This is a genomic window from Streptomyces sp. NPDC101219, assembly GCF_044767675.1.
Lineage (GTDB): Bacteria > Actinomycetota > Actinomycetes > Streptomycetales > Streptomycetaceae > Streptomyces.
Window position 1 is genome coordinate 107556 of the sequence record NZ_JBIWOK010000005.1, and the last position, 23543, is coordinate 131098.

14 protein-coding genes are annotated in these 23543 nt (G+C 74.3%); 11 read left to right on the top strand and 3 right to left on the bottom strand.

Going from position 1 to position 23543, the window contains the following annotated elements:
• The first annotated feature begins 154 nt into the window (after window positions 1-154).
• Window positions 155-1780: a malate synthase A gene (gene aceB / locus ACIRPP_RS11380; protein ID WP_403640305.1), complete on the top strand. Its 1626-nt coding sequence runs from the start codon at window positions 155-157 to the stop codon at window positions 1778-1780.
• Window positions 1781-1786: 6 nt separating this feature from the next.
• Here aceB and ACIRPP_RS11385 read toward each other — a convergent pair whose 3' ends face one another.
• From ACIRPP_RS11385 to ACIRPP_RS11395, 3 genes are all read right to left on the bottom strand, one after another.
• Window positions 1787-2701 (bottom strand): HipA family kinase, encoded by a 915-nt coding sequence (locus ACIRPP_RS11385; protein WP_403641173.1) that lies wholly within the window; start codon window positions 2699-2701, stop codon window positions 1787-1789.
• Window positions 2702-2952: 251 nt separating this feature from the next.
• Complete coding sequence (locus ACIRPP_RS11390; protein ID WP_403640308.1) at window positions 2953-4368, bottom strand: purine-cytosine permease family protein; 1416 nt, start codon at window positions 4366-4368, stop codon at window positions 2953-2955.
• 117 nt (window positions 4369-4485) lie between these two features.
• Window positions 4486-5643, bottom strand: coding sequence for an FAD-dependent oxidoreductase (locus tag ACIRPP_RS11395; protein ID WP_403640310.1), 1158 nt, complete (start codon window positions 5641-5643; stop codon window positions 4486-4488).
• A gap of 269 nt (window positions 5644-5912) precedes the next feature.
• Between ACIRPP_RS11395 and ACIRPP_RS11400 the strand changes: the two genes are divergently transcribed.
• The 10 genes from ACIRPP_RS11400 to ACIRPP_RS11445 all read left to right on the top strand — a co-directional run bounded on the left by ACIRPP_RS11400 (window position 5913) and on the right by ACIRPP_RS11445 (window position 23528).
• On the top strand, window positions 5913-7580 hold the full coding sequence (locus ACIRPP_RS11400; RefSeq protein ID WP_403640312.1) for an amidohydrolase: 1668 nt from the start codon (window positions 5913-5915) through the stop codon (window positions 7578-7580).
• A gap of 5 nt (window positions 7581-7585) precedes the next feature.
• Window positions 7586-8620 (top strand): Lrp/AsnC family transcriptional regulator, encoded by a 1035-nt coding sequence (locus tag ACIRPP_RS11405; protein ID WP_403640314.1) that lies wholly within the window; start codon window positions 7586-7588, stop codon window positions 8618-8620.
• Window positions 8621-8799: 179 nt separating this feature from the next.
• A complete protein-coding gene (locus ACIRPP_RS11410) occupies window positions 8800-8970 on the top strand; it encodes a thiazolylpeptide-type bacteriocin (RefSeq protein WP_103543201.1) in 171 nt (56 codons plus the stop codon).
• A gap of 571 nt (window positions 8971-9541) precedes the next feature.
• Window positions 9542-11590 (top strand): BTAD domain-containing putative transcriptional regulator, encoded by a 2049-nt coding sequence (locus tag ACIRPP_RS11415; protein WP_403640317.1) that lies wholly within the window; start codon window positions 9542-9544, stop codon window positions 11588-11590.
• Between the two features lie 220 nt (window positions 11591-11810).
• Entirely contained in the window at window positions 11811-14111 is a 2301-nt protein-coding gene (locus tag ACIRPP_RS11420; protein WP_403640320.1) for a TOMM precursor leader peptide-binding protein, read from the top strand.
• On the top strand, window positions 14101-16521 hold the full coding sequence (locus ACIRPP_RS11425; RefSeq protein ID WP_403640323.1) for a TOMM precursor leader peptide-binding protein: 2421 nt from the start codon (window positions 14101-14103) through the stop codon (window positions 16519-16521). Before ACIRPP_RS11420 ends, ACIRPP_RS11425 begins: the two co-directional genes overlap by 11 nt.
• A 117-nt stretch (window positions 16522-16638) precedes the next feature.
• A complete protein-coding gene (locus ACIRPP_RS11430; RefSeq protein WP_403640326.1) occupies window positions 16639-18291 on the top strand; it encodes a nitroreductase family protein in 1653 nt (550 codons plus the stop codon).
• A 19-nt stretch (window positions 18292-18310) separates the two neighbouring features.
• Window positions 18311-21217, top strand: coding sequence for a lantibiotic dehydratase (locus tag ACIRPP_RS11435; protein WP_403640329.1), 2907 nt, complete (start codon window positions 18311-18313; stop codon window positions 21215-21217).
• Window positions 21205-22341, top strand: coding sequence for a lantibiotic dehydratase C-terminal domain-containing protein (locus ACIRPP_RS11440; RefSeq protein ID WP_403640332.1), 1137 nt, complete (start codon window positions 21205-21207; stop codon window positions 22339-22341). The genes ACIRPP_RS11435 and ACIRPP_RS11440 overlap by 13 nt, the downstream gene beginning before the upstream one ends.
• Complete coding sequence (locus ACIRPP_RS11445) at window positions 22338-23528, top strand: peptidase M50 (protein ID WP_403640335.1); 1191 nt, start codon at window positions 22338-22340, stop codon at window positions 23526-23528. The genes ACIRPP_RS11440 and ACIRPP_RS11445 overlap by 4 nt, the downstream gene beginning before the upstream one ends.
• Window positions 23529-23543 lie beyond the last annotated feature (15 nt).

The window sequence follows — 23543 nt, forward strand, 5'->3', positions numbered from 1 at the left end:
CCGGACGGGCCGGACGTCAACAGAACATTGAACTTCCACCATGAGGAAACTACTATCCACTGCTCAGAAGCGTCCGGCGCGTTGTGCGGGCGCTTCCCGCCCCACCCGGGTCGCCCGGCACCCGGTGCCACGCTCGCGAAGGAAGTGACAGCACATGTCCGCACCAGCGCCGTCCCCGCTGGCCGTCGTCGACGCCCCGGAGCTGCCCCGGCAGGAGGAGGTCCTCACCGAGGCCGCGCTCGCCTTCGTGGCCGAGCTGCACCGGCGGTTCACCCCCCGGCGTGACGAACTCCTGGCCCGCCGCGCGGAGCGCCGCGCAGAGATCGCCCGCACCGCCACCCTCGACTTCCTGCCGGAGACGGCCCACATCCGCGCGGACGACTCCTGGCGGGTCGCCCCGGCCCCCGAGGCCCTGAACGACCGCCGGGTGGAGATCACCGGGCCCACCGACCGCAAGATGACCATCAACGCGCTCAACTCCGGTGCGCGGGTCTGGCTCGCCGACTTCGAGGACGCGTCCGCCCCCACGTGGGAGAACGTGATCACCGGCCAGCTGAACCTGACCGCGGCCTACACCCGGACCATCGACTTCACCGACCCGGTGTCCGGCAAGTCCTACGCGCTGCGCCCGGCGGAGGAACTGGCCACGGTCGTCGTGCGCCCGCGCGGCTGGCACCTGGACGAGCGCCACCTCACCGACGCGGACGGCACCCCGGTGCCCGGCGCGCTGGTGGACTTCGGCCTGTACTTCTTCCACAACGCCCGGCGGCTGCTCGACCTCGGCAAGGGGCCGTACTTCTACCTGCCGAAGACCGAGTCGCACCTGGAGGCCCGCCTGTGGAACGAGGTGTTCGTCTTCGCCCAGGACCACCTCGGCATCCCGCAGGGCACCGTCCGCGCCACCGTCCTCATCGAGACGATCACGGCCGCCTACGAGATGGACGAGATCCTCTACGAACTGCGCGACCACGCCTCCGGGCTGAACGCGGGCCGCTGGGACTACCTGTTCTCCATCATCAAGAACTTCCGTGACGCGGGCCCCCGGTTCGTGCTGCCGGACCGCAACGCGGTGACGATGACCGCCCCGTTCATGCGCGCCTACACCGAACTGCTGGTGCGCACCTGCCACCGGCGCGGCGCGCACGCGATCGGCGGCATGGCCGCGTTCATCCCGTCCCGCCGGGACCCGGAGGTCAACAAGGTGGCCTTCGAGAAGGTGCGGGCCGACAAGGACCGGGAGGCCGGCGACGGTTTCGACGGCTCCTGGGTCGCCCACCCCGACCTGGTGCCCATCGCCCTGGAGTCCTTCGACCGGGTGCTCGGCGACCGGCCGCACCAGAAGGACCGGCTGCGCGAGGACGTCGACGTGCGCGCCGAGGACCTGATCGCCGTCGACTCGCTTCAGGCGCGGCCCACGTACGCCGGGCTCGTCAACGCCGTCCAGGTCGGCATCCGCTACATCGAGGCGTGGCTGCGCGGGCTCGGCGCGGTGGCCATCTTCAACCTGATGGAGGACGCGGCGACCGCGGAGATCTCCCGCTCCCAGATCTGGCAGTGGATCAACGCGGGCGTCGTCCTCGACAACGGTGAACGGGTCACCGCCGAACTGGTCCGCAAGGTCGCCGCCGACGAGCTGGCGGACATCCGGACCGAGGCGGGCGAGGAGGCCTTCGCCGCGGGTTCCTGGCAGCAGGCCCACGACCTGCTGCTGCGGGTCTCCCTCGACGAGGACTACACCGAGTTCCTCACTCTGCCCGCCTACCAGCAGCTCAGGGGCTGACCGGCCTCACCGCAGGTGCGTCGACCAGTCCTGCCGGGCCGCCGGTTTGCCGTGCAGGTCGGGCACCTGCTTGAGCCAGTCCGGGCGGCCCCGGCGGGTGCGGTCGGCGCGCCGGGCGTTCTCCGCGGCGAGCTCCTCGGCGTCGGGGAAGTCGGTGGGCAGCCACTCCGCGGAGGCCCGGGCCCGCGCGAGGAGGTGGCCGACGTAGGCGTCCCGGGCCGCGTCCGGGGTGGCGAAGCCGGGCTCGTCGGCCAGCCAGGCGTCGGGCACCCGGGCCACGACGGAACGCAGCAGCTCCTCGGTCACCCGGGGTGCGAGCTCGGCGTCGGCGGCGCGGACGTCGGGTCCGTAGGAGCCCAGGGCGTGGTGCCGGAAGTCGTAGCGCCTGCGCGGGTCGAGCCCCTCCCAGCGGTGGTGGAAGACCAGCGCGGCGCCGTGGTCGATGAGCCACAGGCGCGGCGGCACGGTGCCCAGGGTCGGCCAGATCATCAGGTTGGAGCTGTGCACGGTGCGGTCGACGTTCACGGTGAGCGCGTCGAGCCAGACGATCCGGCCGGCCTCCAGCGGATCGACCGGGAAGACCTCCGCCACCTCGGGGGTGAAGTCCCGCGCGCCCGGCAGGAAGTCCATGCCGAGGTTGACGCCGGCGCTGGCCGCGTGCAGCTCCCGCACCTCCTGGTGCGGCTCGCCGGCGGCGATCGCCGGGTCGAAGTGCACCAGCACCAGCTCCGGGAACCGCAGCCCGAGGGCCCGCGCCAGCTCCCCGACGATCACCTCGGCGACCAGCGCCTTGCGGCCCTGCGCGGACGCGGTGAACTTCACGACGTACGTCCCGAGGTCGTCCGCCTCGACGACCCCCGGCACGGAACCGCCCTCCCGCAGGTGCGTGAGGTAGCGGGTGGCGGTGACCTCTCTCAACACGTGCGAAGGTCCCGCCGCGTATCTTCCCTGCATTCCACGACTACCTCCGAGGTGCTTCAGTCCGGGAATCAGCCCGATCACCCCCGCGGGGAGAATCCGGGACGTCGCTTCCGGCCTCCGGCATGAAGTGAGCATAGTGACCAGGCGTGACAGCCGGAAAGGAATTCCCGCGCCACCTGCCGGGCACGAGCGGCAGCCGGGGACATGGCCGCGCCCGGCCCCCGCACGGGCCGGGCGCGGGGCGCGCGTCACTACGCGGGGACACGCACCTCCTCGGCGGGCAGGGCGGCATCGTGCTGCTCGACGCCTCGGGCGAGGACGTAGTAGAGCACCCCGGAGACCAGGAGTCCGACGACGAACGCGAGGTCGGCGCCGCCGAGGGCCTGCGTCACCGGGCCCGTGTAGAAGCTGAGGGTGACGAAGGGGATCATGGACACGAAGCCGCCGAAGTAGGCGGTCAGCCCGCGCCAGGCCCAGTGGCCGTAGGAGCCGTGCGGGTCGATGATGTCGCCGATGGCGTAACGGCCGCGCCGGACCACGTAGAAGTCCACGAGGTTGACGGCGGTCCACGGCACCAGCAGGTAGCACATGACGGCGATGAAGGTGTGGAAGCTGTCCATGTAGGCGGCGGGCATGCTCAGGGTGATGCCGAGTCCCACCGCGCCCACCGCGCACACGCCGACGACGCGGAGCCGCAGGGTGGGGTTCACGCGTCTGATGCCGTCCAGGACCGTGGTGGCGCTGAGCATCGCTCCGTAGGCGTTGACGCCGGACGTGCCGATCAGCGCCGGCAGGGTGGCCAGGACCGCCACCGCGCCGAAGCCGGGGAAGACGGTGTCGCCGACCAGGTACAGCTGGCGCAGCGCGTCCGGCGCCGGGACGTGGGAGGCGAAGATCGCGCCGAGGCTGCCGAGCCAGGCGGCGCCGGTGAATCCGCCGAGGAACGTCCAGCCGATCAGCTTGCCGTCGGGGATGTTCTCGGGGAGGTAGCGGGAGTAGTCGGAGACGTAGATGCCGTAGCTGATCTGGTAGCCGCCCGCCGCGGCGAACTGGGCGAGGAAGGCGGCGCCGGAGAATCCGGTGGCGACGGGAGCCACGTCGCCCATCGGGTAGTGCAGGACGGCCGCGACGGTGACGACCGCGAAGATCGTCATGGTGAGGTAGCTGAAGTAGCGCTGCACGGTGTGCAGGAGGTCGTGCCCGACGACGGCGATCACGACCGCCACCACCGCGAGGACGACGTACCAGATCTTCTGGCCGGGCAGGAACATCGACAGCGCGTCACCGGCCAGCACCATCTGGAAGACGTTGTAGCCGATGTAGATGAAGACGGCCATGGCCAGCGGGAAGATCGCTCCGCGCGAGCCGAACTGGGCGCGCGACTGGATCATCTGGGGGAGGCCGAGGCGGGGGCCCTGGTTTGCGTGCAGGGCCATGAAGAGCGTGCCGAAGGCCATGCCGGAGATGACGGCGATCAGCGACCAGCCCATGCCCAGCCCCATGGACGGGCCGAGGAAGCCGATCAGCATGGACGGCAGCATGAAGCCGCCGGTCAGCCAGAACGGGCCCTGGTGCCAGGCCTTGCCGTGGCGTTCAGTGGAGGGGACGTGGTCGATCGACCGCCTCTCCACACCGTCCATCAAGGCACCCGAGGGGTTGTGTGCCATAACGGTTTCCTCCTGCTGTGTGCATGATGCTCAAGGGGTCCTTGGTTCTGTGGGGGTGGGTGGCGCTCGGCGGGAGGGGCGCCGCGAGCGGTGCGGCGCCCTGTCCGTACGGGTGGGTCAGCCGGCCCGGCGGAGGCTCGGGCGGACGGACTCGGCGCCCTGGTGTGCGGCGACGTTGACCCGCGCCTGCCAGCGCCTGGACCGTCCGGCCGCCCAGACCAGGGCGGAGCGGACGTCGGCGACGGGGCGCGGCCAGCGGGTGCCGACGCGGCCGTACAGCCGGGAGTAGCGCTGGGTCGCGTCCGTGACGGGACGCTGGCGCGCCTCCCAGGCGAGCAGGCCGCCGGGCACGTCGGTCCGGCCCTGAAGCATCAGGGCCAGGCCGTAGCCGTTGGTCATGGCCAGGCAGGCGGCCTGTCCGAGGTTGGGCGACATGGCGCTGGCGGCGTCGCCGACGAGGGCGACGTGCCCGTTGACCCAGCGGTGGCAGCGGACGTCGGAGAACGAGGCCCAGCGGGAGATGTCCGGGATGCGGTCGAAGATGCTCCGCAGGTGGGGGAACGACTCGGTCCAGGACTCCTTGTTGAACGGCCGCTCGCGTCCGGGGAGGTCGCTGGAGGGGCAGCAGGTGTAGATGTAGACCTGGTCGGGGGTGACGGGGACGACGCCCACGCGCCGGCCGCCGTGCCAGTACTCCAGGGCGTTGTCGACGGGGTCGTGCGGCAGCCTGGGGATGAGGCTGCGCATGCATCCGTCCTCCAGGTCGCGGACGACGAGGTTCAGGCCGACGGAGTTACGCACGGGTGAGCCGACGCCGTCCGCGCCGACGACGAGGTCGGCCTTGAGGACCTTGCCGTTCTCCAGGATCAGCTCGCCGTCGGGGTTGGCGCCCGCGACCAGCGAGTCGGTGACGATCTCGACCCCGGCCTCGGTGGCCGCGTTGGCGAGCGCCCGGTGCAGGTCGGGCCGCAGCACGGTGAACAGGCGGGTGCCGCCGCCCTTCATCCAGTCGTCCTGGAGCCGGCGTTGCCGCTCGTCGTAGAGCCGCCAGCTGTCGATGCGTTCGGCGCGGTGGACTGCTTCGTCGAAGGCGCCGATCTCCTCGAGGACGCGCAGGGCGTTCTCCCACATGAAGATGCCGGCGCCGATCTCGCGCAGCTCACGGCCGCGCTCGTGCAGGCGCACGCTCCAGCCGCGCTGGGCCAGGGCGGTCGCCGTGGTCAGGCCGGCGAGGCCGCCCCCGGCGATTTCGGCGTGACGGGTGGGCGATGACATGGGGCCTCCCTGCAGAGGTGACGGGTGCGGATGTCCGGACGCGGTGTCCGGCACGGCGATGCCGTGGGAGATGAGGGCGAGCGGTGGCGGAAAGGCCGCACACTTCGCGGCGCTCGAACAGAATCAGTCATCGGATGCACTGTCAAGGGTTGATTTCGTTATGCGCAACGAATCTGCGGGTTGAATCAGTCATTGACACGCGGCAGAGCGCGCGATTACGTTCCGGCTTCAACCACAGCCCCGTCGGGCGGACCATCGAGGAGGCGTACATGAGCGAGGGCACCGCGGAACTCGTCCTGATCTCGGACAAGGTGATCCGGATGGCCGAGGGCGAGCAGATGGGCCCCGGCTTCGTCGCCGTACGGGACGGGGTCGTCGTCGCCACCGGCCCCAAGGAGGACGCCGACGCCCACATCGGCCCCGGCACCCGGGTGCACGACGTCGGCGGGCGTCCCCTCATGCCGGGCTTCGTCGATGTGCACGCCCACATGGAGGTCGCCGCCCGTACGCACTACCAGACCGTCGACTGCCGGGCGCCGCGCTGCGGCTCCGTCGCCGACGTCCTCGCCACCCTCCGCGCACACCTCGGCGAAGCGGTCGACGGCTGGCTGGTCGGCCAGGCCAACCTCTTCTTCGACCAGAAGCTCACCGACAAACGCCTGCCGACCCGCGCCGAACTCGACTCGGTCAGCACGGAGGTGGCCATCGCCGTACGCGCCGGGGGACACATCACCGTCCTCAACAGCCGCGGCCTGGAGCTGGCCGGCATCGACCGCGACTACCGCGAGGCCGACTACAGCATCACCGGACTGCCCACGGTCCTGCGGGACGAGACCGGGGAACCCACCGGCGTCGTCAAGGAGATGGACAACCTCCTGCCACTCCCCCGGCTCTCCGGCGACGCGCTGCACCGCGCCGTCGAGCGGGGCGTGCGCGAGCTGTTCACGGCCCACGGGGTGACCACCATCGGCGAGATCTCCGAATCGGTGGACGGGCTGCGGGCCATGGACCGCCTGCACCAGGACGGCGAGCTGGGCGCCCGGCTGCGGGTCTATCTCTGGGCCCCCGGCACGGTCTCCCTGGACGAGGCCTGCACCCACCGCGAGTGGCTGGACCTCAAGGCGCCCGAGGAGCTGCTGCGCGTCCACGGCGTCAAGATGTTCGCCGACGGCGGCTACTCCGCCGCCAGCGCCGCCGTCAAGCAGCCCTACGTCAACGACGGCCACGCCGGCCACCACCACTGCGGCGACGTGGCCCTGAGCCCCGGTCAGATCGGCGAGGCGCTGCGCCGTACCGCGGAGGCGGGCCTCCAGCTCGCCGTCCACGCCAACGGCGACCGGGCCCAGGAAGAGGTCTGCGAGGCCGTCGCCGCCGCGGGCGGTGCCCCCGCCGGGGTCCCCGCTCCCCGCGTCGAGCACGCCGGCAACTTCCTTCCGGACCCGGCGGCGACCGCGCTGTGGCGCAAGGCGGGCATCATCCCCGTCCCGCAGCCGGTCTTCCTCTACACCTTCGGCGACTTCTTCCCCGCCTACCTCGGCGACTACGGCCGGCTCGGCCGCTTCCCGTTCCGGCGCCTGCTGGACGAGGGCTGGCCGATCACCGGCAGTTCGGACGTCTGGATCGGCTCGGAGGAGCGCGCGACGAACCCGTTCTTCAGCATCTGGTGCACCCTGCGCCGCCGGTCGTTCCTGGGCGAGATCCTCGACGCGGAGCAGGAGATCACCCTCGCCGAGGCCCTGCGCATGCACACCATCAACGCCGCCCGGACCCTGGGCGAGGGCGACCGCTACGGCTCGCTGGAGGCCGGCAAGTACGCGGACGTCGTCGTCCTGGACCGCGACCCCTTCGCCTGCCCGGTGGACGAACTGCTCGACGTCCGCGTCGACGAGGTGTATCTCGCCGGGCGCCTCGTCCACGAAGCCGCACCGATACGATGACTGCCATGCACGGCCCCTCCCACCTCGTCTCCGGCTTTCTCGACGGCTCGCTGCCGCTGCCCGGCCAGGACGAGGTGGACGCGCGGCTCACGGAACTCGACCGCCGGCTGATCCGCCTCCTCCAGGCGGACGGACGCCGGTCCTTCGCCGGCATGGCCCGCGAGCTGGACGTGCCGGAGAAGACGGTCCGCCGCAAGGTCAACCAGCTCCTCGACGACAACGTCATCCAGATCACGGCGGTCGCCGACCCCGCCCTCCTCGGCTTCCCGGTGATGGCCCTGGTCGGCCTCTGCTTCGACGGCACACAGGCCGTCAAACCGCTGATGAACTCCCTCGCGGAGCTGCCCGCCGTCGACTACGCCGTGATCACCACGGGCCGCTACGACGCGCTGGTGGAGGTGCTGTGCCGTGACACGGCGGAGCTGCTGACCGTCGTCCACGACACCCTGGCCAGGACACCGGGCGTCGGATCGGCCGAGGTCTTCCCGTACCTCCAGCTCCACTACCAGGAGCCGGCCTGGGACGTTGCCCAGGACAAGGCGGCGCCGGAGCGGACGGAGGACGGCGACAGCCCGCAGACCGCGTCGCTCGACGCCACCGACCGGCAGATCATCGGGGAACTCAGCCTGGACGGCCGGCTCCCCTTCCAGGGCGTCGCGGAGACGGTGGGCATCTCCGAGTCCCAGGTCCGCAAGCGCGTCACCCGCATGATCGGCGACCGCGTCCTGCGCATCACCGCCATCGCCAACCCGCGCAGCCTCGGCTTCGGGATGCAGGTGTGGGTGGCCGTCCGTTGCCGCCCGGGCCAGGGCATCGAAGCCCTCGCCCAGCTCCTCACCAAGATCCCGTCCATCACCTATGTCGTGGCCTGCGCCGGCCGCTTCGACATCTTCGCCGAGGCCGTCTGCCGTGATGCCCAGGACGTCATGCGGCTGATCGACTCCGAGATCAGAACCCTGCCGGGCGTGGAGCGGACCGAACTGCTCATGTGCCTGGACCTGTACTACCGGGCCGTGCGCCCGGCGGAACGGCGGACGTGAGGCGGGGCCACCGCGCCCCGGGTCCTTCGCGCCGCGGGTGGTGCCGCTGGCGCCGCGTGCCAGCGGTATGACAGCGGCACGCATGCCGAACGGTCAGCGGGGGCGGCTGCAATGGGTGACGTAGCACGCCACGGCGGCCCCGGCGACGGTGGTCCGCCCCGACCCCACCGGGAGACGTCATGGACAAGAACCTGAGCACCCTCGCCGACGAGATCCTCGAGCTCGAGGCCGAGACCTTCGAGATCTCCGACTACTCGGACGCCAGCGAGGTCGTGCTGGCCGGCTGCACCAGCACCAGCTCCACCTCGACGTCCAGCTCCACCTGCAGCACCACCTCCTGCTCCGCCTGATTCCGGCGGTGCGGTGACACCCGGTTCGTGCCGTCTCCGGTGGAGGCGGGGCGGGCCGGGTGTCAGGCGTGTCCGGACGCGGGACGCCCGCGGAAGCGACAGGCGGGTTCCCTGGGCCGGCGGGGTGCGCTTCCCGGGGCCGGCGGCGCGGCGGTGAACGTCCCCCTACGGGGCGGCGAACACCCGTCCCGGACGCGTCCAGTTTTCACAGGGCGGGGCCGCCCCCGGCACCCCCCGGACGGGCCGCCCGTCCGGGTCGCCACCAGTAACGATGCTGACAGCGCTGGAAGTTGACGTTCAGTCAGTGGCCGGAACTTGTCCACAAGTGATTGTGTGACCACCCCTTGACCCGCGTTCTACGCCGGTAGACACTCACGACTGCCACAAGAACGAAGGCGTATGCACGCAACCACTTCACAACTGCTTCCCCTCTCCCCTGCCGGGGGCGGGAATCGGAGCACGAGTGAGCCACCGCTCCCCGGTGGGTCGGGCACGGCAGCATGACCATCGCACCCGCGGGTGCGGATGCCGGCCCATGCGGCAGAGGTTCGAGGGTCAACGGGGGAAGGCTGTGCGTTTTCAGTTGCTCGGCCCGCTGAGCGTGACGGACGGGTGTGACGTGGTGGTCCTGCCACCGGCGAAACCGACGTCCCTGCTCGCGGCGCTGCTGCTCCGGCCCGGTGAGGTGGTCCCCACGGACCGGCTCCTGGAGGCGGTCTGGGGGGAGAAGCAGCCGGCCACGGCGAAGTCCGCGCTGCAGAGCTGTGTGCTCCGGCTGCGCCGCCTGCTCGCCCGGTACGGCATCGCGGAACGGCTGGTGGTCGCGGTCGCCGGCGGCTACCGCCTGTCGGCCGACGCCGAGACCCTGGACCTGCTGCACTTCCGCCGCCTGGCGGCCGAGGCGTCCGCCGCCGGGGAGTCCGAACTGCCCATGCTGCGCACGGCACTCGGGCTGTGGCGCGGCCCGCTCCTCGCCAACGTGCCCTCCGAGCTGCTGCACCGGGACGAGGTGCCCCGGCTGGCCGAGCAGCGGATGCGCGTCCTGGAACGCGTCTGCGAGATCCAGCTGGCGCAGGGCCGGTGCAGCGAGGTGCTGGTGGACCTCTGGGAGGCCACCGGCGCCCATCCCCAGCACGAGGGTCTGTCCGCGCAGCTGATGCGGGCCCTGTACGGGTCGGGCCGGCAGAACGAGGCGCTGGCCGAGTACCGCCGGATCCGCGGCCGGCTCCGCGACGAGCTGGGGGTCGATCCCGGCCCGCAGCTCCAGGCCCTGGAACTGGCCATCCTGCGCGGTGAGGAACTCCGCGGCCTCCCCCGCGGGCGGGCCACCGAACCGGCACCCGCCCTGCCCGCACCGGCCGCACCGGCCGCACCGCCCGGTCCGGCCGGCTCCCCGGGAGCCCCGACGGGTGCTCCGGCGGGGCATGGGACGGCCAACGGCGGCCCGGGCGGAATCGTTTCGGCCGACGACGCCGTCGGCCCGGCCCACGCGGGACGCGCGGTCCCGCTCACCGCCCCGGCCCGCCCCGCACTCGCCGCACCGGACACCACGGGCGCGGACGCCGTCCTCGCCGCAAGCGGCCCCGCCGGCGCGTCCCCCGCACCCCGGCTGCCCCGGGTGCCCGGCTTCACCGGCCGGGCCGACGAGACCGCCGGGCTGGTCGCCCACCTGAGCCGGACGGAGCTCGCACCCGGCGGCCCGGAACCGGTGCTTGCGGTCGTCTCCGGCGGCCCCGGGATGGGCAAGACGGCGCTGGCCCTGCACGCCGCCCACCTGGTCGCCGACCGGTATCCCGGGGGCGCCGCGCTGGTGTCGCTCACCGCGCCCGACGGCAGGCCCCGGCCCGTCGAGGAGGCCGCCGCCGAACTGCGCGCGCTGCTCGCGCCCGGTGCCTCCCGCGGCCCCTGTCTGGCGGTGCTCGACGACGCGATGCATCCGGATCAGGTGCGCGACCTGCTCTCCGGGACGTCCTCCGTCACCGGCCGGGGCGCCGTCGTCGTGACCAGCCGCCGGCGGCTGGCGGCCCTGGTCGCCACCCACGGGCCGGCGGTACTGCACCTCGGGGCGCTGCCCCGGCAGGAGTCGCACGCGCTGCTCACGCGCGTCCTCGGCCGCCAGCGGGTGGCGGCGGAGCACGCCGCGGCCCGCGCGCTGACGGACCTGTGCGGGCACGTCCCGCTCGCGCTGCGGATCGTGATGGCCCGCCTGCTGACCCGGCCCGCGCAGCGTCTCGCGGACTGCGCCACCTGGCTGCGCCGGGACCTGCCCGCCCGGCTGGCGCTGCCCGACGACCCCCGGCTGTCCGTCCCGCTGATCCTCGACGGTGCGCTGCGGCGGCTGCCCGCTCCGCTGGCCGACGCGCATCTGCGGCTGGCGCGGCTGAACGGGCAGCTCACCGTGCCGGACGCGGCCGGCGCGCTCGCGGTGCCCGAGACCCGCGCCGAGGAACTGCTGGAACAGCTCCTCGACCGCGGGCTCCTCGACGAGGAACAACCCGGCCTGCTCCGGATGAACACCCTCTTCCGCGCCCACGCGCTGCACCGCGGCACGCGGGCGGGCGAGGTCGCGCAGGCCCTCCTGCCCGTGGCCCGGCACGCCCTGCCGTCCGGCGCCACCTGACCCGCCCGGCCGCCCCCGCACAGCCCCCCGCCCGCCGAACCTCCGTCACGTCCACGCCACGACCGCCCCCGTCCCCGGCCCCGACTCCGCCCCCTCCCGCCCCGTACATCCGCGCCCGCCGACGGGTCCCACCGGACCCGCCCGCCCCAGGCGTCCCTTCCCCACCCGCTCGTCCACCCGCACCGGCCGCCAGGCCCCCACCCGGAGGTACGACCCGAGCATGCCCACCACGCCGTACGAGGAGACCGCGGACACCCGGCCCAGGGTGCGCCGCGACGTGCTGTTCACCGAGACGCCGGACGGCGTGATCTTCCACAATGCCGACGGCGGGTTCCAGGTCACCTCCCCGTCGGCCTACCGCTTCGCCACCCTGCTCGTCCCGCACCTGGACGGCAGCCGGACCGTGGCGGAGATCTGCACCGGCTTCAAGGACCCGCAGAAGGCGATGGTGGGCGGCCTGGTCAAGGCCCTCTACGCGCGCGGCTTCGCCCGCTCCGTGCCGGATCCCGCCGCCCCGGACGCCGCGGGCGGGACACCGCTCGAACCGGCCGTCGCGGACCTCTTCGCCGAGCAGATCGCCTACCTCGACCACTATGCCGACGGCGCGGAGCGCGCGTTCGCCGCGTTCCGCGGCACTCGGGTCGCCGTGCTCGGCGACGGCCAGACCGCCCGCTGGGCCGCGCTGTCCCTGATCCGCAACGGCTGCGCCGCCGTCGGCGTCGAGGCCGCGCTCGCCGAGGGCCCGGCGACCGCGCGGGACGTCGACGCCGTGCGCGCCGAGGCCGCCCGGTACACGGCGCAGGGCGGCCCGGCCGAGGTGGCGGTCCTGCCCGCGCCCGGGGGCGGTCCCCGGACGGACGGCTGGGCCGCGTACGAGGGGTACGACGTGGTGGTCGCCGCCTGCGGGCGCGGCGCCTTCCGGACCGCGCTGGCCCTGCTGCGCGAGGGCGTCCCGCAGGGCCGGGTGCTGCTGCCCGCCTGGACGTTCGGGAACCGTGCCGTGGTCGGTCCTCTCTCCGCCCCGGACGCGGCGGGCTGCGTCGCCTGCGCGGCGCTGCGGCTCGGCGCGAACGGGGGCGCGGCGGACGCCGCGGTGGCCGCCGGGCTGTGGAGCGGGCTGGCCCTGGAGGAGGCCGGCGGACCCGCGCCGCGCGGCCCCCTCGCGGCCATGCTCGGGAACCTGCTCGGGTACGAGGTGTTCCGGCTGGTCACCGGGGCGCTGCCGGCCGAGACGCGGGGGCAGGTGCTGGTGCAGGACATGGCGTCCTTCGACGTCCTGGCGGAGCGGCTGCTGCCGCATCCGCGGTGTCCGTTCTGCCGGCCGGCGCCCGCCCCCGTCGAGGCCGTCGACCTGACGGCGGCGCCGGAGCGGCCCGCGTTCGAACCGGTGGTGGCCGCGGCGCCGGACGACGAGGCGACCGAGGGCCCCCTCGCGGAACTGGACCGCCGCTCGCTCGCGATCCGGCCGTCGGCCGGTGTCTTCACCCGGTACGCGGACGAGCCGGTCACGCAGACCCCGCTGAAGGTGGGTGCCGTGGAGGTGGGGCTCGGCACGGCCGGGACCCGGACCGTCGCCGCGTTCGACGTGCAGCACACCGCCGGGGCCCGGCTGCGGGCCCTGGACGCCGCGGCCGCCGTCTACGCCGAGCACGTGGTCCCGGCGGCGCCCGTCCCGGCGGACGGCTCGCCGGCCGACCACGCGGACCCGCTGCCCCGCGTGTCCCCCGACGCGCTGACCACGGCGACCGGCGCCGGCGGTGATCCGGTGACCGGATGGCTGGCGGGCACCTCACTGCTGACGAAGGAACAGGTGCTGGTCCCGGCGGGCGCCGTCCGGCCGTTCGGGCCGGACAACCAGGACCGCCGCTTCGAGCCGTCCCGGGCCGGGGCGGGCGCGGGCGGCGGGCTGCCGGAGGCCGCTGCGGCAGGACTGCTGTCGGCGCTGGCCCACGACGCGCTGTGCCGGTCGGTGCGCGGCGCCGGGCGGACCGCGCCGCTGGCCCCCGGCGAGGTGGACGGCGACGCGGAGGCGGCGTTCCTGCTGCGGACCGCCGGGCACATGGGCCTGGACGTGGAGCTGCTCGACCTCGGCGAGGCGGACCGCAGCGGGGTGTCCGTCGTCCTGGCCCGGACACGCCCGGCCGGCGAGGACGGGCCGGCGGACCGGGCCGGGGCGTCGCGGTGGGCCGCCGGCGCCGCCCTGGACCGGACGGCGGCTGCGGTCGACGCGCTGCGCGACCTGCTGGGCACGGTGCAGCTCGCCGAGGAGGGCGCACTGGGCGGGCCCGACACCGGTGACCCGCTGCTGGCCGACCTGGACGCAGCGCTGGTTCCCGTCACCGCCGGGCCGGGGACGGCGGGGCCACCGCACGCCCCGGTGTCCTGGACGGACGTCCTGGAACGGCTGGCCGCGGCGGGGCGGGACGCCGTGGTCGTGCCCACGCACGCCGCCGACCTGCCGGCCGCGGGCATCCACACCGTCCGCGTGCTGCTCACCAAGGCGGCCGACGATGACGACTGACCTCGCGGGAAGAGGAGGGGGAACCGGGGCCGGGACGGGGTCCGGGACCGGGAGCGGCCCCGGGGCGGAGACCTGGACCGCGACCGGCACCGGGGCGGGGACCGGCACCGGAACCGAGACCGGGACGGAGACCTGGACCGCGACCGGCACCGGGGCGGGGACCGGCACCGGAACCGAGACCGGGACGGAGACCTGCACCGCGACTGAGACCGCGACCGGGACCGGCGGGACGGCGACCAGCACCGCGACCGAGACCGCGACCGGCACCGGCGGGACGGCGACCAGCACCGCGACCGAGACCGCGACCGGCACCGGCGCCGGGACCGGAACCACGACCGGAACCACGACCGGGACGGGGACCGGCACCGGAGCCGCGACCGGAACCGCGACCGGGCCGGCCGTCGGGTCCGGCCGCGGGAGACCCCCCGCGGACCGGCAGGACCGGCAGGACCGGCCGCGGGACGCCGCCTGCCACCGCTTCGCCGGTGAACTCCGCCGTGCGCTAGCAGACTTGCTGCCGGCCGCCGCGGACCGCCCGCTGCCCGAGGTGGCCGTCCGCGCCCTCGGTGTCGACGACGCCTTTGGTGTCGACGACGTCTTCGGCCCGCCCGCCGGGCAGCCGTCGGACGGCCGGGCGGCCCCGGCCGGCGCCGTGCCCGTGCACCTCTACGGTCACCACGTGATCGTCGGCCCCTGGCCGGACGGGGACGGGCCGGGCTGCGGGAGCTGTCTGCGGCGCCGCTGGCAGTCCGTGCGCTCGGTCGGCCTCCGGGAGGGCCTGGAACTGCGGGGCGGCACCCGGGAGGCGGGACCCTGGCCGCACCTCGTGCCGTTCGCCACGCAGGCCGTCGCCGCGCTGATCGCGGGGCGCGCCGGGGACCCGGCCCGGCGGTCACGGCGGCCGTTCCCCGACGTGTGGCTGGTGGACGTCGAGCGGCTGACGGTGCGTCATCACCCGTTGGTGCCCGAGCCGGACTGCCCCGGGTGCGCGTCCCCCGAGCCGGTGACCGCCGAGGGCGCGGCCCTGGTGCTGCGGGCCGCGCCCAAGTACCGGCCGGGTGTCAGCAGGGTCCGGCCGGTGGACGCGTACGAGCTGGAGGTCGACGCGTTCGCCAACCCGCACTGGGGCGCCGTCGGGCCGTCCGTCGTCTGCGACGTCACCTCGCCGACGACGTCCGCCACCGTGGGCTGCTTCTCCAGCCGCTCGGGGGACTACCTGCGCGAGACGTTCTGGGGCGGCCACGCCGACACCTACCGTGCGAGCACCCGGATCGGCGTGCTGGAGGGCCTGGAACGGTACGCGGGGATGCGCGCCCGGGGCCGGGCCGTGACGCTGACCGCCACCCTGGCCGAACTCGGTCCGGACGCCGTCGACCCGCGGGAGACCGGGCTGTACACGGACGCGTTCCACGCGCAGAACCCGTGGGTGCCGCCCTTCACGCCCGACCGCCGGATCCCGTGGGTGTGGGGCTGGTCGCTGCGGGACGCGCGGCCCCGGCCGGTCCCGGAGGTCCTCGCCTACTACCACAAGCCGGGCATCGAGCACCGGTTCGTGCAGGAGAGCTCCAACGGCTGTGCCTCCGGCGGCAGTCTGGAGGAGGCCGTGCTGAGCGGGCTGATGGAGGTGCTCGAACGGGACGCCTTCCTGCTGGCCTGGCACGGGATGCAGCCGCTGCCCGAGATCGACCCGGCCACCAGCCGCGACCCGCGCACCCGGTACATGGTGGAGCGCATGGCCCTGTACGGCTACCGGGCGCGGTTCTTCGACACCCGGATCAGCTTTCCGGTGCCCGTGGTGACCGGGGTGGCCGAGCGGTTCGACGGCGGCCCGGCCCGCATGTGCTTCGGCGCCGGGGCCTCCCTCGATCCGGAGGCGGCCCTCGCGGCGGCGCTGTGCGAGATCGCCACCGACTCGGTGCAGCTGCTCCAGCGCTTCCGGCGCGACGAGAGCGACTACCGGGCGATGGCCGCCGACTTCACCCGGATCACCAGCCTGCACGACCACCCGCTGGTCTACGCGGTCCCCGAGATGGGCCGCTTCGCCGACTTCCTGCTGCGTCCCGGCCCGGCCCGTCGGACGGCGGAGCGGGTGGAGGTGGCCGCGCTGCGCTGGGACCGCGCGGACGGGTCCGGGCCGGACGTGCGGGACGACCTGCTCGCCGCCGTGGACGCGGTGACGTCCGCCGGTTTCGACGTGGTCGTCGTCGACCAGACCGCACCCGAACAGCGCGCCCTGGGCCTGCACACCGTCAAGGTGATCGTGCCCGGACTGCTGCCGCTCGACTTCGGCTGGACCCGGCAGCGCGCCCGGCACCTGCCCCGGACCTTCACCGCCCTGCGCGAGGCGGGCCTCAGGCCCGGCGACCTCACCGAGGCGGACCTCAACCCCGGCCCCCACCCGTTCCCGTGACCGGCCGCCCGCCGCGCGCGCACCGGCCGTCCGTGTCACCCGTCCCGCCGTCCCTGCGCCCCCAGCGGGCGCGTCCGACCACCGCGAGCACCGAGGCAAGAAGGAAAGGGGGATGCCATGGGGTACGCCCATGAGTACGCGCACGCCGTCCTGCACCGCGGCCGCGTCCCGATGGAACCCACCGACCACGTCGTGGACTGGGCCGACGGCCCGCGCAAGGGCAAGTTCTACCCGGACGCGCCGGCGTTCGCGCTGCCCGGCACCGAGGACCTCGCCGACGTCCCGGTCGCGCCGGGCCTGCTGCCCGACTCCGTCCCGACCCGGGACGCCGACCGGGCGCCCGGGTTCACCCTGCCGCTGCTGTCGGCGATGCTCCGGGACTCCTACGGACTGACCGGGCGGCGCCTGGGCATCCAGGCCAACACCGACCTGGCCGGGCTGCCGTTCCACACCCACGCCAACTGGTCCCGGGGCACGGCGGGCGGGGGCGGCCTCTACCCGATGGGCATCCACTGGGCGTCCGGCCCGTCCGCCCCGCTCACCCCGGGCCTGCACCACTACGACGTCCAACGGCACGCGCTGCAACGCCTGTTGACGGGTGACGTCACGGACCGGGTGCGGGACGCGCTGGGCGCGGACGCCCCCGCCGACGCCCTGGACGCCGACCAGTACCTGATCCTCTCGGTGAAGTACTGGCAGAACTCCTTCAAGTACAACAGCTTCTCGTTCCACGTGGTGTGCACCGACCTCGGCACCCTGGTGCAGACATGGCGCCTGTGGGCCGCGCCCCGCGGACTGCGGATCGCGCCCGTGCTGTGGTTCGACGAGCCCCGCCTGAACGAGCTGCTGGGCGTGCCCGGCGAGCAGGAGGCGGTGTTCGGCGTGGTTCCGCTGCACTGGGCGGGCGGCCCGTCCGGCCGGCGGCCCGCCGCCGCCGACGGCGCCGGACGGCCGCGCACGGACCCCGGGCACCGGCCCGCCGTGCGGCACCGGGACGCCGAACGCTCCCGCACGCTCCTCGACTTCGACGCCCTGCGCGCCATGCACACCGCGACCCTGGCGGGCGCCACCGAACGGCCCGCCCCCGGCGCGCTGGCCGCTGCCGCCGCCCCCACCGGGCCTCCCCCGGCGGCCACCGAGCCGCGCGTCCCGCTGCCCGAACCGGTCCTGCCGGACACCGGTGTCCGCCGGTCGCTGCGCGAACGGCGGTCCAGCTTCGGCCGGTTCGACGCCCGGCGCCGCGTCGCGCCCGGCGAGCTGTCCGCCGTCCTGGCGGCCTGCGCGCAGACCCGCCTGGCCGGTGACACCGACCCCTCGGGCCGGCTCCGCCTCGCCCGGCTCTACGCGTTCGTCAACCACGTGCGGGACGTGGAGCAGGGGGCGTACGCCTACGACCCGGACCGGTGTGAACTGCGCCTCGTCGACGCCGGGCCGCAGGGGTCGTTCCTCCAGCGGAACTACTTCCTCGCCAACTACAACCTGGAACAGGCCGGCGCGGTCCTGGTGCCGACGGTACGGACCACGGCCGTCCTGGACGCCGTCGGCGACCGGGGCTACCGGCTCGCCGTCGGCACCGCCGGGGCCGTCGCCCAGAGCTTCTACGTGGCCGCCGCCGCGCTCGGCCTGGGCGCCGGGGTGGCCCTGGGCTTCGACAACGTGTCGTACGCCGAGCGGCTCGGGCTGACGGAGGGCGACGAGGCCCCGCTGCTCATCATGGCCCTCGGTCACGAACGGCCCGGGTCCGCCGACTTCCGCCACGAGATCGCCTGACGGCCGCAGAGGACTGCTCATGACACCCACCGAGTCCGGCACCCCGGACGTCACCGCGGCCCCGGACCCCGCTCCGGACACGGGCCCGCGCCCGGCCGACGGAGCCGACGCACCCGCACCCGCACCCGCGACCGCGACCCTGCCCGGCCCCGTCGGCACCCACTGGGAGCCCGGACGGCGTTTCGTGCTCCGCGCGGCCGGGCTGCCGATCGAGACCGTGCACGGGCTGCGCTGTCCCCGCACCCGCCGCTGGGCGGAGGTCGTGCTCACCGAGGAGACCCGGCTGACCGCGGCCGGGGCGGAACTCAGCGACCTGCTGCACACCCTGGTCAAGGCGACCACCGGCCCCGACGAGGCGCCCGGCGACGCCGCCGCGCGCCGCGCCCTGATCAACCTGCGCCGTCAGGTGTTCAACAACCGGCTCCCTGCCGATCCCGCGGCCGCCGTCCGCCTGGTGACGGACCGGGACCCGGACACCGGCCGGCGCACCGCCGACTGGCTGCGCGACCGCGCCCGGCTGGAGGAGCTGCGCGCGGACGGCGGGGACCTGCTCGCCGCCGAACTGGACGACAGCCGACGGGCGTTGCGCACCGCGCTGGCCGACGACCGGCTGCGGCACGGCCTGCTGCTCGCCTCGCCCGCCCTCGACGGCCGGCTCGACTCCTACCTCAAGGACGGTTCGGGGCGGCCGGGCAGCAGGCTGCGCAAGATCGAGCGGTCGGCGCTGACATACCTGTACCGCACCGCCTGCAAGACCAGCCCGTTCAGCACCTTCACCGGTGTCGGCCTCGGCAGCTTCGCCGGTCCGCCCGGGGACGACGGGGCCGGTCTGACGTGCGGCGAGGACTGGGTGAGCCATGTCCGGCTCAACGTGGTGGTGCTGACCCGGCTCACGGAGCTGATCACCGCCGACCCGGAGCGCCGCCGCGACCTGCCCCTGGTCCTGTCCCCCGGCTGGGGACGCGACGCCGACCGCATCCGCTACGTGCGGCACGTGATGACCGCGGGCGACGACAGCGCGGCGGTGACCTTCGACGCGGTGCGCGACCGGCTGTTCTTCCTGCGCAGCAGCGGCACCCTGGAGGCCCTCCTGGAGTGGCTCGGCGACCGCGAGGAGCCGGTGCGGCACCGGGACCTGGTGGACCGGCTGGAGCGCGACCACGGCGCCGGACGCGAGGAGTGCGAACGGTACGCGTCGGCGCTGCTGGACCTGGGCATGGTGCAGGTCCCGGTGCTACGCACCGACGTGCACAGCCGTGACCCGCTGCGGTCCTACCAGGAGGCGCTGCGCTCCCTCGCGGTGCCCTGGGCGGACCGGCTGGCCGGCCTGCTGGACGGCCCGGCGCGGTGCCTGGACCGCTACCCGCGGGCGGACACCGCCGGGCGCCGCGCCCTGCTGAGCACCCTGCGCGCCGGCCTGCTGGACGCGCAGCGCGACCTGGGGGCCGAGGAGCCGACGCTGCCGCAGACCCTGGTGTACGAGGACGTCGACACCGGGGGCGACCTGGTGTGCGGTCCGGGGGTGCTGGGCGGGGACACCGGGAGGTCGCTGCGGGCCGTGGAGGGGGTGCTGCCGCTGTTCGACCTGACGCTGCCGCACCGCGTCACCCTGCTCGGCTTCTTCCTCGCCCGCTACGGCCGCGGGGGCCGCTGCGACGACCTGCTGGGCCTGGTGCACGACTTCCACGAGGACTTCTTCGACCAGTACGTCTCCTTCACCGGCCGGCGCGTGCCCTTCGACGCCTCGGGCGCCTACGTCCCGGAGGAGAACTGGCTCGGGCAGGACGAGATGCGCACCCTCGACCGTGCCCGCCGCCACTTCCACGACGGCATGCGCGCCCTGTGGCAGGACGGCCGGGACGCGGAGGAACTGGAGCTCCCCGAGGGCCTGCTGGCCGGGACGGCGACTGAACTGGAGCCGCTCACCGGGCACTTCACGCCCCAGAGCCACCATCTCCAGCTCTGCCGCGCCCCGGAGGGACCCGACCGTGATCTGGTCGTCCTGAACAAGTCGTACGGCGGACTGGCCTTCCCCTTCAGCCGGTTCACCCACCTCTACGACGGCGCCGGACCGGACGCCGGCGGCGACGACGCGCCGGGTCTCTCCGCGACGCTGCGCGAGGAGATGGCCGCCCGGGCGCCCGAGGGGGCGGTGTTCGCGGAGGTCACCGGCGGGCCGGTCAGCAGCAACCTCAACCTGCACGGACGCCTGACCGGGCACCACATCGTCTGCCCCGGCGAGACGAGTTCGGTACCGGAGGACGCCCGCATCCACCTCGACGACCTCTACGTCGAGCACGACGAACGGGCCGGCCGGCTGGTGCTGCGCTCCCGCCGCCTGGGCCGGGAGGTCGTCCCGGTCTACCTCGGCTACCTGGTGCCGGTCGCCCTCCCGGAGATCCCGCGCACCCTGCTGCTGCTCTCCCCCAGCACCATGGCCCCCGTCGACGTGTGGGCGGGCGTCCCCGAGGGCGAGCCGGTGGCCGGGGTCACCCGCAGGCCGCGCGTGCGGCACGGGAACGTGGTGGTGAGCCGCCGCAGCTGGACCGCCGACGCCGAGGTGCTGCCGGTCCGCGAGCCCGGGGCCGGGGAGGAGGAGCACTATCTGCGCTGGCTGCGCTGGCAGCGGGCGCACGGGCTGCCGGACCGCTGCTTCGCCACGGTCACCCTCCCCGACCGGGGGCCGGTGGGCGCGAAACCGGTGTACGTCGACTTCGACAGCCCCCTCGCGCTGGCCGCCTTCGAGGCCCTGGTGGAGCGCGGGCCCGGGGTGCGGGTGACGTTCCGGGAGATGCTCCCCGCCGAGGACGCCCTCCACCTCACCTCCGCGCGCGGCCGGCACGTCGCCGAGCTGGCCGTGGAGACCTTCACCACCCGTCCCCTGCCCTCGTCCCCCACGGAGGTCTCCCCGTCATGCCCGAACTGACCGAACCCGCGGCGTTCCGGCCCGGCCCCGGCACCGCGCCCTCGCCGTGGCTGGCCCTGCACGTCCACTACGCCGCCAACCCGCAGCCCCTGCTGGTCCATTGCGTGCGCCCGCTGGTCGACCGGCTCACCGAGGAGGGCCTGCTGTCCGGCCACTTCTTCATCAACTACTGGCTGGAGGGCCCGCACGTGCGGCTGCGGCTGCGGCCGAGCGGTCCTGAGGCCGAGCCGGAGGTACGCCGCCGCGCCGAGGAGGCGATCGGCCACTTCCTGAAGACCCGCCCGGCGCTCTACGAGGTCGACTCCGGGTTCCTGAAGGACTTCTACAACTCGCTGTTCGACATCGAGTTCCCCGGCGAGGACCGGGCCCGCTACATGGGCCCCGACGGCCGGATGAACCTCCGTCCCAACAACTCCTACCGGTACGAGGTCTACGCCCCCGAGTACGCCAAGTACGGCGGCCCGGCCGGGGTGGAGCTGGCCGAGTGGCACTTCCGGCACTCCAGTGACCTGGTGCTGGAGGCGTACCGGAGCATGAATCTGCACGTGCGGACGGTGCTGCTCGGCACGTCGGCGCAGCTGATGATGGTCATGGCGAGCTGCTTCCTGCCCGAGGAGGACCGGCTCGCGGACTACCTCGACTCCTACTACGCCTTCTGGCACCGGCTGTTCCCGGGCACCGGGTTCATCGGCTCCACGGAGTACGAGCGCACCTACGCGCAGATGGCGCCGGCGCTCGGCGCCCGGTTCGCGATGCTGCGCAAGGTCGTGGCGGACGGCGGCACGGACCGGCTGCCGCCCTTCCTGCGGCGCTGGGCCGAGCACTGCCTGGAGCTGCGCGCGCGGGTGGTGGACCTGACGGAGCGCGGGGAGCTGGCCTTCCCCGCCTGGGAGGGCCCGGCCCGGGAGGACGCCGGGCAGGAGCGTGCCGAGGACCCGGACGCGGCTCCGCTGGTGACCGTCACGCACGTCCCGGCGGTGCTGCCCCGACTACTGTCGCCGTACATGCACATGACCAACAACCGGCTGCATGTGACCATCCGGGACGAGGCGTACCTGGCCTTCGTGCTGGGCCGCGTCCTGCGCGAGCCGGAGACCTCCGGGGGACGGAGAGACGCCTCATGAGCACCACCGACCGCCCGGCCACCGACCGCCCGGCCACCGACCGTCCCGCCCCGCAGCGCACGGCCCCGGAGCCCACGGCCCCGCAGCGCACGGCCGACGCCGTGCGGGCCTACCGGCCCGCCCTGCGCGACGGGGTGCTGATCAGTCCCGCGCTGCTGCGCGGCCCCCGGACGGTGCACCTCGTCAAACACCCCGTCAGCCAGGCCGCGTTCGAGATCGGCCCCCGGGAGCGCTTCGTCCTCGGCCTGCTCGACGGCACCCGGGACGCCGACGACGTCGAGGCCGCCTACGCGCAGCGGTTCCGGCGCCGCCTCCCGCCCGAGCAGTGGACGCGGCTGCTCGGCCTGCTGGGCACGCGCGGGCTGCTCGACGGCTCCCCGGACCCCGCACCGCCCGAACCGCCCCCGGCCCGCACCGGCACCCTGTGGAAGGGCAGCCGCCGGACCGTCGCCGACGCCCAGGCGACCACCGGGCGGCTGCACCGGCTGCTGCGCCCGCTGCTGCGTTCCTGGGTCCAACTACCCCTGCTGGGCGCGGTCCTGATGATGACGGCGGTCGTCCTGGCCGATCCGGGGGCCGCCTGGAACGGCACGGTGGAGCTGCTCAGCCGGCCCCTGCTGCTGGTCCCGTTCGCGGTGTTCCTGTGGTTCAGCGTCTGCGCGCACGAACTGGCCCACGGCGTCGCCGCCCGCCACTACGGCGGGGTGGTCACGGAGATCGGGCTGCGCTGGCGGTTCCCGGCCATGATGATGTACTGCACGGTCGGCAACTACCTGTTCCTGAAGGGGCGTCGGGCCAAACTGGTGGTCGCCGCCGCGGGCGCCCACGTCAATCTCCTGCTCCTGCTGCCCCTCGGGCTGTGGTGGGTCTTCCTGGACCCGTCCGACCCGGGCCGCGCGCCGCTCACCGGCATGCTGTTCGTGGGCATCGTGCAGGCGCTGAGCAACCTGGTCCCGCTGCCGCCGCTGGACGGCTACCGGATGCTCGGACACATCCTGGGGACCGCGAACCTCGCCCCGGAGACGGCCGCCTACCTGAAGCTGCGGCGGCGCGGCCGGGACGCGGTCGCCGCCTATCCGCCGCGGGCCCGCCGCATCCACACCGCGTACGCCGTGACGGCCGTGGCGCTGGTCCTGCTCGCGGTGGCCGGAAGCGTCACCGCCGTCGCCCTGCTGGTGATGCGATGACCCCGCAGGCGACGA

What these genes read in the sequence shown, in the direction of transcription:
- ACIRPP_RS11425 (WP_403640323.1), top strand. Translation starts at nt 14,101, where the DNA reads ATGACGACTGACCTCGCGGGAAGAGGAGGGGGAACCGGGGCCGGGACG.
- ACIRPP_RS11405 (WP_403640314.1), top strand. Translation starts at nt 7,586, where the DNA reads ATGCACGGCCCCTCCCACCTCGTCTCCGGCTTTCTCGACGGCTCGCTG.
- ACIRPP_RS11395 (WP_403640310.1), bottom strand. Translation starts at nt 5,643, where the DNA reads ATGTCATCGCCCACCCGTCACGCCGAAATCGCCGGGGGCGGCCTCGCC.
- ACIRPP_RS11410 (WP_103543201.1), top strand. Translation starts at nt 8,800, where the DNA reads ATGGACAAGAACCTGAGCACCCTCGCCGACGAGATCCTCGAGCTCGAG.
- ACIRPP_RS11435 (WP_403640329.1), top strand. Translation starts at nt 18,311, where the DNA reads ATGACACCCACCGAGTCCGGCACCCCGGACGTCACCGCGGCCCCGGAC.
- ACIRPP_RS11420 (WP_403640320.1), top strand. Translation starts at nt 11,811, where the DNA reads ATGCCCACCACGCCGTACGAGGAGACCGCGGACACCCGGCCCAGGGTG.
- ACIRPP_RS11430 (WP_403640326.1), top strand. Translation starts at nt 16,639, where the DNA reads ATGGGGTACGCCCATGAGTACGCGCACGCCGTCCTGCACCGCGGCCGC.
- aceB (WP_403640305.1), top strand. Translation starts at nt 155, where the DNA reads ATGTCCGCACCAGCGCCGTCCCCGCTGGCCGTCGTCGACGCCCCGGAG.
- ACIRPP_RS11390 (WP_403640308.1), bottom strand. Translation starts at nt 4,368, where the DNA reads ATGGCACACAACCCCTCGGGTGCCTTGATGGACGGTGTGGAGAGGCGG.
- ACIRPP_RS11440 (WP_403640332.1), top strand. Translation starts at nt 21,205, where the DNA reads ATGCCCGAACTGACCGAACCCGCGGCGTTCCGGCCCGGCCCCGGCACC.
- ACIRPP_RS11445 (WP_403640335.1), top strand. Translation starts at nt 22,338, where the DNA reads ATGAGCACCACCGACCGCCCGGCCACCGACCGCCCGGCCACCGACCGT.
- ACIRPP_RS11400 (WP_403640312.1), top strand. Translation starts at nt 5,913, where the DNA reads ATGAGCGAGGGCACCGCGGAACTCGTCCTGATCTCGGACAAGGTGATC.